The organism is Bacillus sp. NSP9.1 (assembly GCF_000465465.2).
In the GTDB taxonomy this organism is placed as follows: Bacteria; Bacillota; Bacilli; order Bacillales; family Bacillaceae; genus Bacillus; species Bacillus sonorensis_A.
Genome location: NZ_CP048273.1, coordinates 1,603,781 through 1,617,641 on the forward strand (window position 1 = coordinate 1,603,781; position 13,861 = coordinate 1,617,641).

Below are 13,861 nucleotides of genomic sequence, written 5' to 3' on the forward strand. Positions count from 1 at the left end.
CAGCACCCAATTTTAGAGGAATGAAGCTTCTCGCATCATGTTTATGATGCGAATAGCATATATTTGGAAATAGACTTTTTTAGAGGGGGAGCCCTGTGATACAAAGCTGGCTGTTGTTCATTTTAATTTCCATTGCGGTGTTTCGGCTGACGCGCCTGATCGTGTTTGATACGATCACAGCCCCGCTGCGCAGCTTTTTCCACGAGGAAATTGAAGAAAAAAACGAAAAAACCGGTGAAATTGAAACCTATATTGTCATGAAAGGGAAAGGCTTGAGAGCCTGGATCGGCGAGCTGTTGAGCTGCTATTGGTGCACGGGGGTGTGGTGTACGGCGTTCTTGCTGATTTTTTATGCCTTCATTCCAGACGTCGCCCAATGGCTGATCCTCTTGCTTGCCATCGCAGGCTTAGCGGGGGTGCTGGAGACGATCGTATCAAAATGGCTGGACTGAATGGGGGTTTGTCACAGCAACTTATCGAAGAAAGAATCATATAATGGCACATAAGAATGAGAAAGGAAGGAATGGCAATGAGACAATTGAAAAGACGGCAGCAAGGCCGATTAAAGAATGCTTCCAGCAACAATCAGTCCACTTTCTCAAAAAAAGTGAAGAAAAAAGGCTGCGGATGCGGCAAAAAAAAGAGAATTCAATAATATGAACAAAAAAACCGGAAATCATCCGGTTTTTTGTTTCCCTTTTTTCACCTCTTGCATACATCATTCATGAGGAGGAAGATCGCATGAATCTTTTTGAACAGCTGTTCGAGTCCATATTCGAAAAGCATCAGCGAAAGCAGGCAGATCATGAGCGGATCATGTTTGATAACGAGAAAGAATTGGACCGGTTTGATTGCTTCGCAGCACAGTTTGAACAACAGCTTGAACAATTTGCGGAATACGCTGAAAAACGGCTGGGGAAAGAGGGGAATCTTCCGGGCATTTTTAAATAATCCACACAAGCCCTATGCATCAATCCAAGCGAAACCTAGCAACTATCATATCGTGTAGAGAGAAAAGGAGGTGCTTTAGATGGGCTTTTGTTGTGGCGGAGGCTATGGCTATGGCGGAGGCGGCTATGGCTCGCAATTTGTGCTGATCGTTGTGTTGTTTATTCTTCTTATCATTGTAGGTGCTTCTTTTAAATACTAATTCTCTAGTTCAAAAGGAAGAGAGCGCCGCGCCTTTGGTTTGCGCGCTCTCTTCTTGTTCAGGTGGAAAAGCACAACACGTTTTCCGAATGCATAAGATAGCGTATCACTCCCAAAAAAGGAGGCAGGGGTATGGACAATCAATTTTTCAAGAAAATTGAAAAGAAAACGGGCGTCAGTATGACGGACGTCATGCAGCTGGCAAATTCTTTGCAAAACGCAAACTTCAAAGATGAAAATACGGTCCGCAGCGTCATTAAGCGCGTTGCACAATTGGCGAACAAACGGGTTCCGAAGGAAATGGAAGATAAGATCGTCGAATCGATTGTCAGCGGAAAAGAAAAAATGGATTTCAATACGATCACGAAAATGATGAACTCCAAAAAATAAACACCGCGCCTTCCGATGAAAGGGAGGCCCGGTGTTTTTTACTTGAGTTGCAATTCAGGTTTCGGTTTTAAAAGCGGCTGCAAAAATCTTGAGCGGTATGCGCTTCGGCCTCTTCTGACCGAAGGGACGCTGATATATAAATTGTGTTCGGCCCTGGTCATCGCGACATAGAGGAGCCTTCGTTCTTCTTCAAGAGCGGTTTCATCCCCTTTTCTCGCCGCATCGAGCGCGAAATCGTGGGGGATGGAGCCGTCTAGTGCTCCGAGGATATAGACCGTTTTAAATTCGAGTCCTTTCGCGCGGTGGATCGTCAAAAGCTGGACACCGCCGGGATCGGGTTTGCTTTTTTCGGCAGCCCGCATATGGTCGACATGTTCGAGAAATTCCGGAATCGTCTTGAATTTTTTCGCTGCTGTTTTGAGATCGCGCAGATCATCCGACCCTTTTTCGAGCTTGTTGCCTTCGTTTCCGCGCTTTTTCAAGTAATCGGAAAAGCCCATCTTTTCCTCGGCAAACGTGATCGCTTCGACCGGTTTCATCGTTTTCAGGCCGGTGAAAAAAGGAATGATTTTTTTGATTTTTTCGCGCTGAAACGGTTTGATGTCAGTTAATGTTGCGAGCGCCTCTACCATTGTGCAGTCTTCCGTGATCGAGGCGGCTTTGAGCGTATTTAATGCGGACTGTTTGAGAAACAGCGCCGGCAAAAGCTGTTTGATGGCTTCGGCATCGTCCTGATTTTGGCTTAAATACAAAAAGCTGAGCATCTGCCGGACAATCCGCCTGCTGTAGAATGTTCTGACGCCTTGCTCGGCTGCGTAGGGAACGGCTGATTGATGGAGCCGTTCAAAAATGGCCCGTCCGCCGCTGTTTGTCCGATAAAGCACGGCGAAATCTTCCGGCTTTGCCCCCATTTCGATTTTTTTCCGGATATCTGAGACGACCATGATCGCTTCTTCTTCCTCATCATAAGGATAAAATAAAATCGGTTTTTTCTGGTCGTCCCTGACTGCTTTCAATGTTTTCGGGAAGCGCTTTTTATTTTTTTTCACGACCGCGTCCGCACTTGCCACGATCGGGTGGGATGACCTGTAGTTGGTTGTGAGGCGGATCGTTTTCGCGTTTGGGTAGTCTTGATCAAAGTCCAGTATAAAAGACGGGCTGCTGCCTCTGAACGCGTAGATCGACTGATCATCATCCCCGACGCATGTCAGGTTGTTTTCAGGACTTGCGAGAAGCTTGATGATCGCGTATTGAACAGGATTGATATCCTGAAACTCATCGATCAGAATCGCATGAAAGCGCATCTGGTATTTCTCTAAAACATCGGGCCGTTCTTGAAAGAGCTCATAGCATGCCGATGCCATATCGTCAAAATCGAATTGCCGCCGCTCTCTTTTTCGTTCTTCATAATGGCGGTACAGCCGGTGCACCCGCTTTTCCCATTCGTCTTCAAGGGGGATGCGCTCTTTCGGAAGGTAAGCGTTCTTCCAGTAGCCGATCTGCTGGATCGCTTGGTCAACGGGAAAATCCTTTTCATCAAGACCTTCTTCGGCCAGCGCCATTTTGATATACTGTTCTTTTTGCCATTCCCATTTCAATAAATGCTCGCCATTCCATTTATCCGGATCGTGATGATAGAGAATTTTATAAAAAAGGCTGTGGAATGTGCCGGTCACGATGCGGTTGACAGTGCGTTCGGCCAGTCCGTACTGGGAAGCCATCCGCTCCTTCATTTCCTTCACCGCTTTTGTCGTAAATGTCACAAGCAGGATGGCTGACGGCGGGACATCGAGCTTTTCGATCATATACGCCGCCCGGGCGGTTAATACCCGCGTTTTCCCGCTTCCGGCACCGGCCAGGACTAACAGCGGCTCCTCTGAAGCAGAAACGGCTTCAAGCTGTTTTTCATTTAAAGGGACATTCGGAAACACCTGCTCTGCCGCCACTTCTGTCTCCGGAGCAAACGGAGTCGAAACAGCCGCTTCTCTCGGCGGCTCCCAATGTACCGTCTGCTGTGATTCTGCAATCGCTTTTCCTTGCGGCAGGCGGAAGACGCCGCTTTCCTGATAGTCCGCTTCTTTGATCTCTTCTGTTTGTTCTTTCAGATCTTCCGCTTCACATAGAGAAAAATCTCCGTTTTCTCTATGGAAAAATTGCGGCTCTTCATGAATCGTCAATTTCAGTCTGAGAGGTGTGCCGCAGTGTTTGCAAGTGATGCGGTCTTTTCTTGCCTCATCAAAGAGGAATTGAAGATGTTCTCTCGAATATTTATGTATATGAATGTCTCGGTTATTTAATCGGGCGCATTTCAAAAAGAGCACCTCCAACAATTGGTAGTCGTCCGGTTGTGAGACAACGTCTATCATATCAAATGAGATCCGTTTCAAACAGTCGATTTTTGGGAATGTAAGTGTGAGGGGGAGGAACGATGGGATATTTGCCGCCGGTTCACAATGATCAGTATAGACAATACGCCAATCGCAGCATCAACCGGAAATCAAATTATGCATATATACAAAAAACTGCCGATATTCCAAGCGAACGGGCTTACCGGGAAGTGGAGAAAAGAGAGGAAAATCTGTCCGCTTTCGGAAAGCGGCTGCAGGAAAAGAAGCGGAAAAAAGCGCTGAACCGCCGGGGCGGAGGCCGGAAAACGAGGGGAAACCATATCAATGAGTCTGTTTAACTGTCATGCCCATGAAAAACCCCGGCTGTTGAAGGCCGGGGTTTTCGTTATTTTTTGCGAAACTTTTTGAGCCCGAAATAGAGAATAATCAAGGCGGCAGCCGCGAACATGATCGGTGTTGTGTATGTCCGGGCGACATTTTCGACATGATCCCACTTGCTGCCCAGCTGTATGCCAAGGTAGACGAATAAAATCGACCACGGGATGATGGCGAGCACAGTCAAGCCGGTGAATTTCCAAATCGGCATTTTGGCGATGCCGGCCGGAATGGAGATGGCGTGGCGCACCACGGGGATGAACCGGGCTGAAAAGACAACGCCGCCGCCGTATTTTTCAAACCATTTTTCCGCTGTTTCGATATGATGCTTTTGGATGAATAAGTATTTTCCGTATCTATATAAAAACGGACGTCCTCCGTAGTAGCCGAGCCAATAAAGAAACAATTGGGCAATCGTTCCCCCGATGACGCCGGCGATCACGGCTCCGGTGATGGTGATCGTTCCGTTTGAGACCATGTATCCTCCGTAAGCGAGCACGATTTCACTGGGGATGATCTCGATCATTAAACCGATTGCAATCCCGAGGTATCCGAGATCGGTCAGCCACATTAAAATATCATTCACTATGCTTCCCATTTTCTTTTTTTCACCCTGCCTTTACACTTTCATCAGCCGAACTTTCAGGCCAGCTGCAGAAATGCCTGCCGCTAATGACGGAAACAAGCGAATGTTAAAACCCGCTCGGATGAGCTTTATGCCATTCCCAAGCGCTTTGAATAATGGTTTCTAAATCGCTGTATTTCGGCTTCCACCCGAGCTGTTCCTGCAATTTCCCGCTGTCTGCCACAAGCACAGGCGGATCTCCCGCTCTCCGCCCGTCCGTTTTTTTCGCAATGATTCGTTCTGTTATCGTTTCCGCAGTTTCAATGATTTCTTTTACGGAATGTCCGGCTCCTGTCCCTACATTATAAACATTTTGTTTCAGTCTGTCTTCATATATCCCGGAAAGAGCTGAAAGATGGGCCGAAGCTAAGTCCAAAACATGAATATAGTCCCTGATGCACGTCCCGTCCGGTGTCGGATAATCATCACCGAAGATGGAGATGGCCGCCCGCCGGCCCAGGGCTGTTTGCAGAACGAGCGGGATGAGGTGGCTTTCCGGATTGTGGTCTTCGCCGATGGCTCCGTTTAAGGCGGCGCCTGCCGCATTGAAATAGCGGAGGGCGGCCCACTTCACACCGTGCTTTTTGCCGACCCAATGGAGATACTTTTCAATCATCAGCTTTGATTCGCCATAAGGATTGACCGGTGCGAGCGGATCGGTTTCTTTAATCGGTTTGTTTCCGGTTATACCGTAGACGGCAGCGGTTGAAGAAAACACGATGTTTTTGATACCTGCACCGATAATCGTTTCAAAAAATGCACATGATTTCATCGTATTTTCCCTAAAGTAGTGCTCCGGCTTTTCGATTGATTCTGATACAAGGCTCTTTGCGGCGAAATGGATGACAGCATCGACCTCATGCCGCCTGATCATCGCTTTGACCAATTCGCTGTCGCTGATATCGCCTTCGTAAAAGTGGGGGGCATGAACAGCTTCCCTGTGCCCTGTAGACAGATTGTCAAGAACGACAGCGGCTATGTTTTGTTTTTTGAGTTCGAGAACGGTGTGGCTGCCGATATATCCGGCACCACCGGTGACCAGCACTGTTTTCATCGCAAAGCTCCTTTCTGCATCTCCCTTTTTAAGACGCTTTCCAAGTAGGCTAACAGGTTTGGCCGCATTTCCTCGCGCATCAGGCCGATCTCCGTGCTCGCTTTAAAACAGCCGAGTTTGTCACCGATATCGAAACGGCTTCCTTCCAATTGCCGGGCATAAATGTTTCGTGTTCTGCAGATTTCCCTGAGTGCGTCGGTCAATTGGATTTCGTTTCCCGCGCCCCTTTTCGTATGTTCGAGCACCGGGAAGATCGCAGGGTCCAAAATATAGCGGCCCATCACCGCAATATTGGAAGGCGCTTCTTTGACCGAAGGTTTTTCGACGAGATCCTGAATATCATAGACTTTATTTTTTTGCACGGTCGTCTGGATGATCCCGTATTTGCTGACATCTGCCGGTTCAACCGTCTGAACGCCGATGACTTCTGTCTGGTATTGTTCATAGACATCGATGAGCTGCTGGAGAGCCGGCTTTTCCGAAACCATAATGTCATCGCCGAGCAGGACGGCGAACGGTTCATCACCGATGAAGTGACGTGCTGACAACACCGCAGCCCCGAGTCCGAGGGGCTCTTTTTGTCTGATGTAATGGATGTTTGCCATGTCGGCAATGTCCCGTATTTCCTTTAATGTTTCAGTTTTTCCTTTGTTTAATAGACTTTGCTCCAGCTCAACCGACCGGTCAAAATGATCTTCAATCGAGCGCTTATTTCTTCCTGTAATGATCAAAATATCTTCTATTCCTGATTGGACGGCTTCTTCGACAATATATTGTATGGCCGGTTTATCGACAATCGGCAGCATTTCCTTCGGCTGCGCTTTTGTCGCCGGGAGAAATCTTGTTCCCAACCCCGCTGCTGGGATGACGGCTTTTTTTACTTTCATATTCCTTCACTCCTGTTCATTTTTGTTTATCGATTTGTTTCCGGGTCCTGAAACACCCAAAGCCGGTTACCGGCAAAATTGACCGCCATGCCGAGAACAGTTGCTGCTATTTTGCTGATCACAAGGGACAGCCCCCTTTGTTGAAGAGCGTATAGAAGCAGAAAAGTCATGGCTGACGCTGCTAAATTGATGATGATAAATCGGAAAACTTCCTTTCCGTGGGCTTTTTCTTTGACTTGAAACGTCCATGTCCGATTCCAGATATAGCTGTTAGCCACCCCTGCCGAATAGGAGAAAATCTGAGCGATAAGGTAGGGGACATGGAGTGACGTCAGGAGGAAAAATACGCCGAAATCAATGAGTGTGTTTCCGACTCCGACGGTTCCAAAACGAAATAATGTGACGAGCTTCTGTTTGATCATAGCGGCATTCGATTTTGACCTCCCATCGGATTTTTAGCGCTTCCTTCAAAGCTTAAAAACAACTTTAATGGATAATGTTGAATAAACGATAAACAAAAGATGAACAAACTATGAAATGTTTTTCCGGGAAAAGAAAAACCGTTCCAATTTGACTTGGAACGGTTACTTTTTCACCATTTTCACATGGGGAATATTCGCGTCTAAAAATTCCTCTGAAACGACTTTGTAGCCGTGTTTTTCATAAAATGGGACGGCCTGCGTCTGGGCGTTCAGCATAAATTGATGAGCCCCCTGTTTCCGGGCTTCCTGTTCGAGCGCTTCAATGATCAGGTTGCCTATGCCAAGCGAGCGGTGGCTTTTGAGGACGCAGATCCGTTCAAGCTTGCCGAAATCGTCGACAAGGCGGAGACGCCCGGCTCCGATCGGCTCTTTTCCGTCATAGATAACAAGATGTGAAGACTCTTGATCGAGATGATCCATTTCTTCTTCCGGAGATACGTTTTGTTCTTTGATAAATACTTCTTCTCTTACAAAAAATGCGTCTTCCAGCTGTTGTTTATTCTTCGCGATGACGGCTTCCACTGGGACTCATCACTCTCCTAAAATAAAAGTTTCATACACTGTCCACGAGCCGTTGTCCAATTGGTAAAGCAGGTGAAAGCGGTCAACGGTTTCTTCGTGTGACGCATCTCTCATTTTCAGCGAGCCGAGGACATCGGAATGCTCGTCATTTGACAGGTTTTGGGCGATCGTGACATGGGGAACAAACGCATATTCCGGTTTGTCTTCCAAAACGCCGCTGTACATTTTTTCGTGAAGCTCTGTCAGCTCCTCGTTCGGTTCGGCTTTCATGTAGATGACATTGTTCACGGGAGCGAAAGAGCTGAATTTCGTGATTTTGAGCGGGATCGGCTTGAGTTCTTTTGCCAGTTCTCGCAACTGCTGCACGACTTGGCCGATTTTTTCTTCAGACGCTTCAAAAGATGTTCTTAGTGTAAGATGAGGCGGGATTAAAGCGTAATTCGGATCATAGCGTTTTCGATAGGAATTTGCAATATCCTGAAGTTTTTTTGATGGAAATAACACAATACCGTATTTCATTTTGTTCCCTCCTTAAACAATTTATATGGTTTAGTATATCAAAGATAGGCCGATATACGGAGAGCTAGAGCATTTTTTTTAAAGCAGGGGTGATCAGAGGCTGCCAGTACGTCCACTTATGATCACCATCAAATGTTTCAAAGTCATAGTCCGCCTTCTTTTGTTGAAGCAAGTCTTTCAGTTTTTGGTTGGGCTTCGTAAAATCGAGTATTTGCTCATCTGTTGTGTGAACTTCGGTTTCTTTTGTGCCGATTTGGTGGCAGATGGAGATCAGCTGCAGGGAATCGGAGTGCAGCACCTTGTCCAATACATGGTCATCGACATAAGGGGACTGCATGATGACATTGCCGAACATATTCGGGTAATCAAGCGCTGTCATCAAGGAGACCGTCCCGCCGAGCGAATCACCAATCAGGGTCCGCCCTGATCCGACCTGGTATGTCGGATATTCACGGTCTGCGAAAGGAACAAGTTCATGTGCGAGAAAGCGTTTGTAAGCTTCAAACTTCGAGCCCTCCGGATGGTATGTAAGCCGTCTTTCCTGCACGTTTTTGTAAGGAACGCCGATGATGATGGACCGTTCGATTTCACCGTTGTTAAGCAGTTCCTCAAGCTGGCGGCTGATGCGGCCGAGCCGGAAATAGTCGTGCCCGTCCTGGGCGATGATGACATGGTATTTGTAGAGCGGGGAATAGGAGGCGGGCAGATAGACCAAAAGCTCCATTTCTTCGCCGAGCTCTTTTGAAAAAAGCTTTTTTTCCTGAATGACTCCTGTTTTCATAGCCAAGGTGAATTCCTCCAGAAATGATGTTGTGAACGTTTCCATACATTGTAACACGAATTTCACAAAAATTCTCTTGCGAAACGCAATTTTCGCTTATCAAAAAGGCCGCCGGAAATCGGCAGCCTTTCAGCGTTTTTTCTCATACCAGGGGGTGGACGGTCGATCCGCAGGATATCCGTATTGCTCGCGGTATCTTTTTCTTTCTTCTGTGAAATCCCACCAGCTTTTCCCGCTTCCGGGTTTGTTGGCGTAATAGACGATACAGCGCAGCGCATCTTCTGCACAAGGGTCTTCCCAATAGCCTTTTCGCTTTTCGAGGCGGATGATCAAATCCGCACCTGTCTCATCTTTGATGTCAGCGAGCGAATAAAAGCCTAAATCGATGACCTCCTGAGCGATTTTCGGGCCGATGGAAGGAACCGTTTGGAATTGGGCGAGCGCTTTGATGTATTTGGCCCGCGCCATAGTTGAACCGAGCGCTTGAGCAAGGCTTTTCACTTCCATTTCCGCTGTGTCTTTTACTTTGACCTTGGCGGCTCTTAACCCGGAGCGTTCTTTGTCTGTAAGAGGAAGCTTCATATCAAAATCACCTTCATTCAAATATAGAGATCGAACATGCTGACTTGATAACCAAGCTGTTTTAAATAGTTGAACAGCTGGGCGCGGTGGTGGAAGATATGGGTGAGTGTTTCCGCCAGCCAGCGGCTTTGGGTCATGCCTTCTTCAAGATAAAACGGTGTTGTTTTCTTTGTTAACAATGCTTGATCTGACATGGAGACGAAATAGGTTTTCAATTGTTCAAAGCCTGTTTTCATGGCTTGCGTCATGTCATCCGCAGATTGGAAGTCCCCATAGCGGTTTTCAATGACAGCGATATCGCTTTGCTTTTTTTCCTGCATAATCGCCAGGTCTGATTCCGGTATGGCGGCAAGGTGGCAAGCGAGCTCTTTCAGACTGCGCATGTTGTCGGCGGGGCGGTAGGACCAGTCAGATTCCTTCACCTTTTCGAAAAGAAGGCATGTCGATCGCACCCCCGTTTCCATTTCGTGCAAGAGAACATCTCGCATTGTGTGAACAGCATTCATCAGCGTCACCCTTTCTACGTGAATATACCTTGATCTTACCACGCAATCCTGACAGCTTTTGTCATGGTTCGAAAAAATCAGCTGTAGCGCACCAAAAGCTCAGCCGCTTTTTGTTTTAGGCGCTCTTTGATTTCCGCCGGTTTGATCACAACAGCTTCAGCGCCTAAATTCCATAATAGGTCAGCAATATAGTCCATTTCCGCTGTTGGAATATCTGTATTGATCGAGCCGCTTCCGTCTTCATTCATGGCAACGATTTTCGCCAAATCAAGGTCAGACATCGCCTGTCTTACGCCGGCCGGCGTCAATTGTGCACATAAACGAACGGGGTCCGGACACTTGCTTTCAGAAGTCTGAATCCAGCTGAGAACGGATTGATATGGAAGAGAGAGGGCTTGTTCGTCTGTTGTTTTTTCCGCTTTGACAATGCGGTCTGCGCGAAACAGCCGGAAAGCCCGCCTTTTAAAACAGTATGCCGGCAAATACCAGAAACCATTCCAGCTGTATAAGCCGATCGGCTGTATTGATCTTTTCGTTTCTGCCGCTCCCTCATAATGGATGGTTAAAACGGATTGCTCTACAGCGGCATCCAGCAATGTGATTAAATGCTCTGCCGCCTTTGGACGATGCGGATTCCAGAAGACGATCCTGTCCTTCATCGCATCGATCCGCTTTTGCGTGTTTTCCGGGAGGTGATGATAAAATTTTTTTAAAACCGTCCTCGTTTCCGTTTCGAAGGGCAGCGAGCCAAAAAACTGCAAAGATTGATAGGCGAAAAACATGGCGGCTGCCTCAGATTCTGTGAAAAAAAGCGGGGGCAGCATCGGCTCATTCAGCAAATAATAGCCTCCATTGGCGCCTGTTTCGGAATAGATGGGGACACCGAGCGCGCTCAGCTCGTCCAAGTCCCGGAGAATGGTGCGGTAGGAAACCCCGAATTCGGCTGCAAGCTCCCCGGCGGTGAATTTTCGCTTTGTTTGAATGGTCATCATCAATTCGATTAATCGCTGTGTTTTAGGCATCGCTTCCTCCCACTGGCCGTTTTTTTCATCATACCACTATGTAGGCGGTCGAAAGGTAAAAAAAAGACCCTTGAAAAATGTCCTGAATTAGTTTAAAGTAAAGAACAATCAGAAAATTAAACAGATTTCTTATCACGAGAGGTGGAGGGACTGGCCCTTTGAAACCTCAGCAACCGGTCTGCACTGAACTTTGTCCAGTGTACCAAGGTGCTAAATCCAGCAAGCGAATGCTTGGGAGATAAGAAGAAGCGCATAATCCCCCTTCTTCTTATGAAGAAGGGGTTTTTACTTTTTAAAGGATGGTGTCATATGACTGAACATGTACAAACAACATTGGCGCAAATCGGAAACCGCAGTGATGAAATAACGGGAACCGTCAACCCCCCCGTTTATTTCTCGTCCGCCTACAGGCATAAAGGAATCGGGGAATCAACCGGATTTGACTATATCCGCACAAAAAATCCAACAAGACAGCTTGTGGAAGATGCGATCGCGAAACTCGAAGGGGGGACGCGCGGCTTTGCGTTCAGTTCGGGTATGGCCGCCATTCAGACGATCATGGCTCTGTTTCAAAGCGGAGATGAGCTGATTGTTTCCTCGGATTTATACGGAGGAACATACCGTCTGTTTGAAAATGAATGGAAGAAATACGGTCTGCGCTTTTTGTATGATGATTTTGCAGATGAAGACTGTATCAAATCAAAGATCACGGCGAACACAAAAGCGCTTTTTGTGGAAACCCCGACTAACCCGCTGATGCAGGAAACCGATATTCAAAAAGTCGCTGGAATCGCCAAAGCCCATGATTTACTTCTGATTGTCGACAATACGTTTTACACCCCGGTGCTGCAAAAGCCGATTGAACTGGGAGCTGACCTTGTTATCCATAGTGCGACAAAGTATTTGGGCGGCCATAACGACCTTTTGGCAGGGCTTGTCGTCGCCAAAGACGAAGAGCTGGCAGAAGAGATGTTTCAGCATCAAAACGCCATCGGCGCAGTATTGTCACCGTTTGACTCCTGGCTTTTGATGAGAGGCATGAAGACGCTGGCCCTCAGAATGAAGCAGCACGAGGAAAACGCGCGTGAGCTCGCGGCCTTTTTAAAAGAGCAGGAGGAAATTGCCGATGTTCTTTATCCGGGAAAAGGCGGCATGCTGTCATTCCGTGTCCAAAAGGAGGAATGGGTCAACCCGTTTCTTCAAAACCTAAAAACAATCTGCTTCGCCGAAAGCCTTGGAGGTGTTGAAAGCTTCATCACCTATCCGGCGACACAGACCCATATGGATATACCGGAAGAAATCCGCATCGCCGGCGGCGTCTGCAACAGGCTCCTTCGTTTTTCGGTCGGAATTGAGCATGCAGCGGATTTGAAGGATGACCTCAAGCAGGCATTGCAGAAAGTGAAAGAGGAGGCGGTTGGCCGATGAGTAAGGGAAATTGGACACTCGAGACAAAGCTTGTCCACAATCAGCATAAAACCGATGGAACAACAGGAGCCGTCAGCGTACCGATCCAGCATGCCTCCACCTTTCATCAAAGCTCATTTGACCAGTTTGGCGAATATGACTACAGCCGTTCAGGAACGCCGACAAGGAAGGCGCTTGAAGACGCGATCGCCGAGCTGGAAGGGGGGACGCGCGGCTTTGCGTTTTCTTCGGGAATGGCCGCCATTTCCACCGCTTTTCTGCTTTTGTCCAAAGGGGATCATGTCCTGGTCACAAAGGATGTCTACGGCGGAACGTACCGGATGATTACAGACGTGCTGAGCCGCTTCGGGATTGAGCACACATTCGTCGATATGACGGATTTAAATGAAATTGCTTTAAACATCAAGGAAAACACAAAAGTCATCTACTTAGAAACACCGTCAAATCCGACGCTCGGCATTACCGATATCACCGGCGTCGTCAAGCTGGCGAAAGCGCACGGCTGCCTGACGTTTCTCGATAACACGTTCATGACCCCGGCGCTTCAGCGTCCGCTTGAGCTCGGCGTTGATGTCGTGCTCCACAGCGCAACGAAATTTTTAAGCGGCCACAGCGACGTTTTATCAGGGCTTGCCGTCGTCAAAGACGAAAAGCTCGGGGAAGACCTTTATAAACTGCAAAATTCGTTTGGCGCGGTCCTCGGTGTTCAGGACTGCTGGCTTGTGCTGAGAGGGCTGAAAACGCTCCAGGTGCGGCTTGAAAAAGCGAGCAGGACGGCTCAGCAGCTCGCCGAGTTTTTCGTGAACCATCCTGCCGTCAAACAAGTGTATTATCCGGGACTGTCTTCACATCCGGGCGCTTCGGTTCACAAACAGCAGGCGAACGGCGCCGGCGCGGTGCTTTCCTTTGAGCTGGAGGATGCGGAAGCCGTCAAACAGGTTGTGGAACATGTCTCTCTCCCCGTCTTTGCCGTCAGTCTTGGAGCGGTAGAATCGATTCTCTCCTATCCGGCGAAAATGTCGCATGCCGCCATGCCGAAAGAGGAGCGCGCAAAACGGGGCATTACCGACGGACTTTTGCGACTGAGCGTCGGTGTCGAACATGCCGATGATTTACAGGCGGACTTCGCACAAGCCTTAGAAACCGTAACGGAGACGCTCTTCCGCACGTAGGAGACGAAAAAGCCGGGGA

The 13,861-nt window shown here is 48.0% G+C and carries 19 protein-coding genes and 1 riboswitch; of the genes, 8 read left to right on the top strand and 11 right to left on the bottom strand.

Annotated features, from left to right (window positions below; genetic code table 11):
• Nucleotides 1–95 precede the first annotated feature (95 nt).
• The 5 genes from M654_RS08235 (at nucleotide 96) to M654_RS08250 (ending at nucleotide 1,539) form a co-directional block, all read left to right on the top strand.
• Nucleotides 96–452 (top strand): DUF1360 domain-containing protein, encoded by a 357-nt coding sequence (locus M654_RS08235; RefSeq protein ID WP_026586444.1) that lies wholly within the window; start codon nucleotides 96–98, stop codon nucleotides 450–452.
• A 77-nt stretch (nucleotides 453–529) separates the two neighbouring features.
• Nucleotides 530–655 (top strand): hypothetical protein, encoded by a 126-nt coding sequence (locus M654_RS24095; RefSeq protein WP_268884412.1) that lies wholly within the window; start codon nucleotides 530–532, stop codon nucleotides 653–655.
• Between the two features lie 86 nt (nucleotides 656–741).
• Complete coding sequence (locus M654_RS08240) at nucleotides 742–951, top strand: hypothetical protein (RefSeq protein WP_026586445.1); 210 nt, start codon at nucleotides 742–744, stop codon at nucleotides 949–951.
• 79 nt (nucleotides 952–1,030) lie between these two features.
• Nucleotides 1,031–1,150, top strand: coding sequence for a YjcZ family sporulation protein (locus M654_RS08245; protein ID WP_026586446.1), 120 nt, complete (start codon nucleotides 1,031–1,033; stop codon nucleotides 1,148–1,150).
• A 131-nt stretch (nucleotides 1,151–1,281) separates the two neighbouring features.
• Nucleotides 1,282–1,539, top strand: a complete 258-nt coding sequence (locus tag M654_RS08250; RefSeq protein ID WP_026586447.1) for a sporulation-specific transcription regulator SpoVIF — start codon at nucleotides 1,282–1,284, stop codon at nucleotides 1,537–1,539.
• 38 nt (nucleotides 1,540–1,577) lie between these two features.
• Here M654_RS08250 and M654_RS08255 read toward each other — a convergent pair whose 3' ends face one another.
• Nucleotides 1,578–3,851, bottom strand: coding sequence for an ATP-dependent helicase (locus tag M654_RS08255; RefSeq protein WP_026586448.1), 2,274 nt, complete (start codon nucleotides 3,849–3,851; stop codon nucleotides 1,578–1,580).
• Between the two features lie 116 nt (nucleotides 3,852–3,967).
• On the opposite strand from M654_RS08255, the gene M654_RS08260 reads away from it, so the two are divergent.
• Nucleotides 3,968–4,225, top strand: coding sequence for a hypothetical protein (locus M654_RS08260; protein ID WP_026586449.1), 258 nt, complete (start codon nucleotides 3,968–3,970; stop codon nucleotides 4,223–4,225).
• Between the two features lie 47 nt (nucleotides 4,226–4,272).
• Here M654_RS08260 and M654_RS08265 read toward each other — a convergent pair whose 3' ends face one another.
• The 10 genes from M654_RS08265 to M654_RS08310 all read right to left on the bottom strand — a co-directional run bounded on the left by M654_RS08265 (nucleotide 4,273) and on the right by M654_RS08310 (nucleotide 11,242).
• Nucleotides 4,273–4,860 (bottom strand): undecaprenyl phosphate transporter UptA, encoded by a 588-nt coding sequence (locus tag M654_RS08265; RefSeq protein WP_026586450.1) that lies wholly within the window; start codon nucleotides 4,858–4,860, stop codon nucleotides 4,273–4,275.
• 94 nt (nucleotides 4,861–4,954) lie between these two features.
• Complete coding sequence (gene galE / locus M654_RS08270) at nucleotides 4,955–5,941, bottom strand: UDP-glucose 4-epimerase GalE (RefSeq protein ID WP_026586451.1); 987 nt, start codon at nucleotides 5,939–5,941, stop codon at nucleotides 4,955–4,957.
• Entirely contained in the window at nucleotides 5,938–6,828 is an 891-nt protein-coding gene (galU, locus tag M654_RS08275) for a UTP--glucose-1-phosphate uridylyltransferase GalU (RefSeq protein ID WP_026586452.1), read from the bottom strand. Before galU ends, galE begins: the two co-directional genes overlap by 4 nt.
• Nucleotides 6,829–6,854: 26 nt before the next feature.
• Complete coding sequence (locus M654_RS08280; RefSeq protein ID WP_026586453.1) at nucleotides 6,855–7,250, bottom strand: GtrA family protein; 396 nt, start codon at nucleotides 7,248–7,250, stop codon at nucleotides 6,855–6,857.
• Nucleotides 7,251–7,412: 162 nt separating this feature from the next.
• On the bottom strand, nucleotides 7,413–7,832 hold the full coding sequence (locus M654_RS08285; RefSeq protein ID WP_026586454.1) for a GNAT family N-acetyltransferase: 420 nt from the start codon (nucleotides 7,830–7,832) through the stop codon (nucleotides 7,413–7,415).
• A gap of 9 nt (nucleotides 7,833–7,841) precedes the next feature.
• The gene (locus M654_RS08290; RefSeq protein WP_026586455.1) at nucleotides 7,842–8,351 is read right to left on the bottom strand and encodes a YjcG family protein; all 510 of its coding nucleotides are present in this window, start codon (nucleotides 8,349–8,351) and stop codon (nucleotides 7,842–7,844) included.
• A gap of 64 nt (nucleotides 8,352–8,415) precedes the next feature.
• On the bottom strand, nucleotides 8,416–9,138 hold the full coding sequence (locus tag M654_RS08295) for an esterase family protein (protein ID WP_026586456.1): 723 nt from the start codon (nucleotides 9,136–9,138) through the stop codon (nucleotides 8,416–8,418).
• A gap of 123 nt (nucleotides 9,139–9,261) precedes the next feature.
• On the bottom strand, nucleotides 9,262–9,714 hold the full coding sequence (locus tag M654_RS08300; protein ID WP_026586457.1) for a helix-hairpin-helix domain-containing protein: 453 nt from the start codon (nucleotides 9,712–9,714) through the stop codon (nucleotides 9,262–9,264).
• A 17-nt stretch (nucleotides 9,715–9,731) separates the two neighbouring features.
• A complete protein-coding gene (locus tag M654_RS08305) occupies nucleotides 9,732–10,220 on the bottom strand; it encodes a DinB family protein (RefSeq protein ID WP_026586458.1) in 489 nt (162 codons plus the stop codon).
• 77 nt (nucleotides 10,221–10,297) lie between these two features.
• A complete protein-coding gene (locus M654_RS08310; protein ID WP_026586459.1) occupies nucleotides 10,298–11,242 on the bottom strand; it encodes a helix-turn-helix transcriptional regulator in 945 nt (314 codons plus the stop codon).
• 126 nt (nucleotides 11,243–11,368) lie between these two features.
• Nucleotides 11,369–11,487: riboswitch (SAM riboswitch) on the top strand.
• Between the two features lie 64 nt (nucleotides 11,488–11,551).
• Between M654_RS08310 and M654_RS08315 the strand changes: the two genes are divergently transcribed.
• Both M654_RS08315 and metC read left to right on the top strand, forming a co-directional pair.
• Nucleotides 11,552–12,670, top strand: a complete 1,119-nt coding sequence (locus M654_RS08315) for a methionine biosynthesis PLP-dependent protein (RefSeq protein WP_026586460.1) — start codon at nucleotides 11,552–11,554, stop codon at nucleotides 12,668–12,670.
• Entirely contained in the window at nucleotides 12,667–13,842 is a 1,176-nt protein-coding gene (metC, locus tag M654_RS08320) for a cystathionine beta-lyase (protein WP_026586461.1), read from the top strand. Before M654_RS08315 ends, metC begins: the two co-directional genes overlap by 4 nt.
• Nucleotides 13,843–13,861: the final 19 nt, after the last annotated feature.

Excerpts from the sequence above, each read along its gene's own strand:
- M654_RS08300 (WP_026586457.1), bottom strand. The coding sequence starts at position 9,714 with ATGAAGCTTCCTCTTACAGACAAAGAACGCTCCGGGTTAAGAGCCGCC.
- M654_RS08290 (WP_026586455.1), bottom strand. The coding sequence starts at position 8,351 with ATGAAATACGGTATTGTGTTATTTCCATCAAAAAAACTTCAGGATATT.
- M654_RS08280 (WP_026586453.1), bottom strand. The coding sequence starts at position 7,250 with ATGATCAAACAGAAGCTCGTCACATTATTTCGTTTTGGAACCGTCGGA.
- metC (WP_026586461.1), top strand. The coding sequence starts at position 12,667 with ATGAGTAAGGGAAATTGGACACTCGAGACAAAGCTTGTCCACAATCAG.
- M654_RS24095 (WP_268884412.1), top strand. The coding sequence starts at position 530 with ATGAGACAATTGAAAAGACGGCAGCAAGGCCGATTAAAGAATGCTTCC.
- M654_RS08260 (WP_026586449.1), top strand. The coding sequence starts at position 3,968 with ATGGGATATTTGCCGCCGGTTCACAATGATCAGTATAGACAATACGCC.
- M654_RS08240 (WP_026586445.1), top strand. The coding sequence starts at position 742 with ATGAATCTTTTTGAACAGCTGTTCGAGTCCATATTCGAAAAGCATCAG.
- M654_RS08245 (WP_026586446.1), top strand. The coding sequence starts at position 1,031 with ATGGGCTTTTGTTGTGGCGGAGGCTATGGCTATGGCGGAGGCGGCTAT.
- M654_RS08315 (WP_026586460.1), top strand. The coding sequence starts at position 11,552 with ATGACTGAACATGTACAAACAACATTGGCGCAAATCGGAAACCGCAGT.
- M654_RS08265 (WP_026586450.1), bottom strand. The coding sequence starts at position 4,860 with ATGGGAAGCATAGTGAATGATATTTTAATGTGGCTGACCGATCTCGGA.
- galE (WP_026586451.1), bottom strand. The coding sequence starts at position 5,941 with ATGAAAACAGTGCTGGTCACCGGTGGTGCCGGATATATCGGCAGCCAC.
- M654_RS08310 (WP_026586459.1), bottom strand. The coding sequence starts at position 11,242 with ATGCCTAAAACACAGCGATTAATCGAATTGATGATGACCATTCAAACA.
- M654_RS08305 (WP_026586458.1), bottom strand. The coding sequence starts at position 10,220 with ATGAATGCTGTTCACACAATGCGAGATGTTCTCTTGCACGAAATGGAA.
- M654_RS08250 (WP_026586447.1), top strand. The coding sequence starts at position 1,282 with ATGGACAATCAATTTTTCAAGAAAATTGAAAAGAAAACGGGCGTCAGT.
- galU (WP_026586452.1), bottom strand. The coding sequence starts at position 6,828 with ATGAAAGTAAAAAAAGCCGTCATCCCAGCAGCGGGGTTGGGAACAAGA.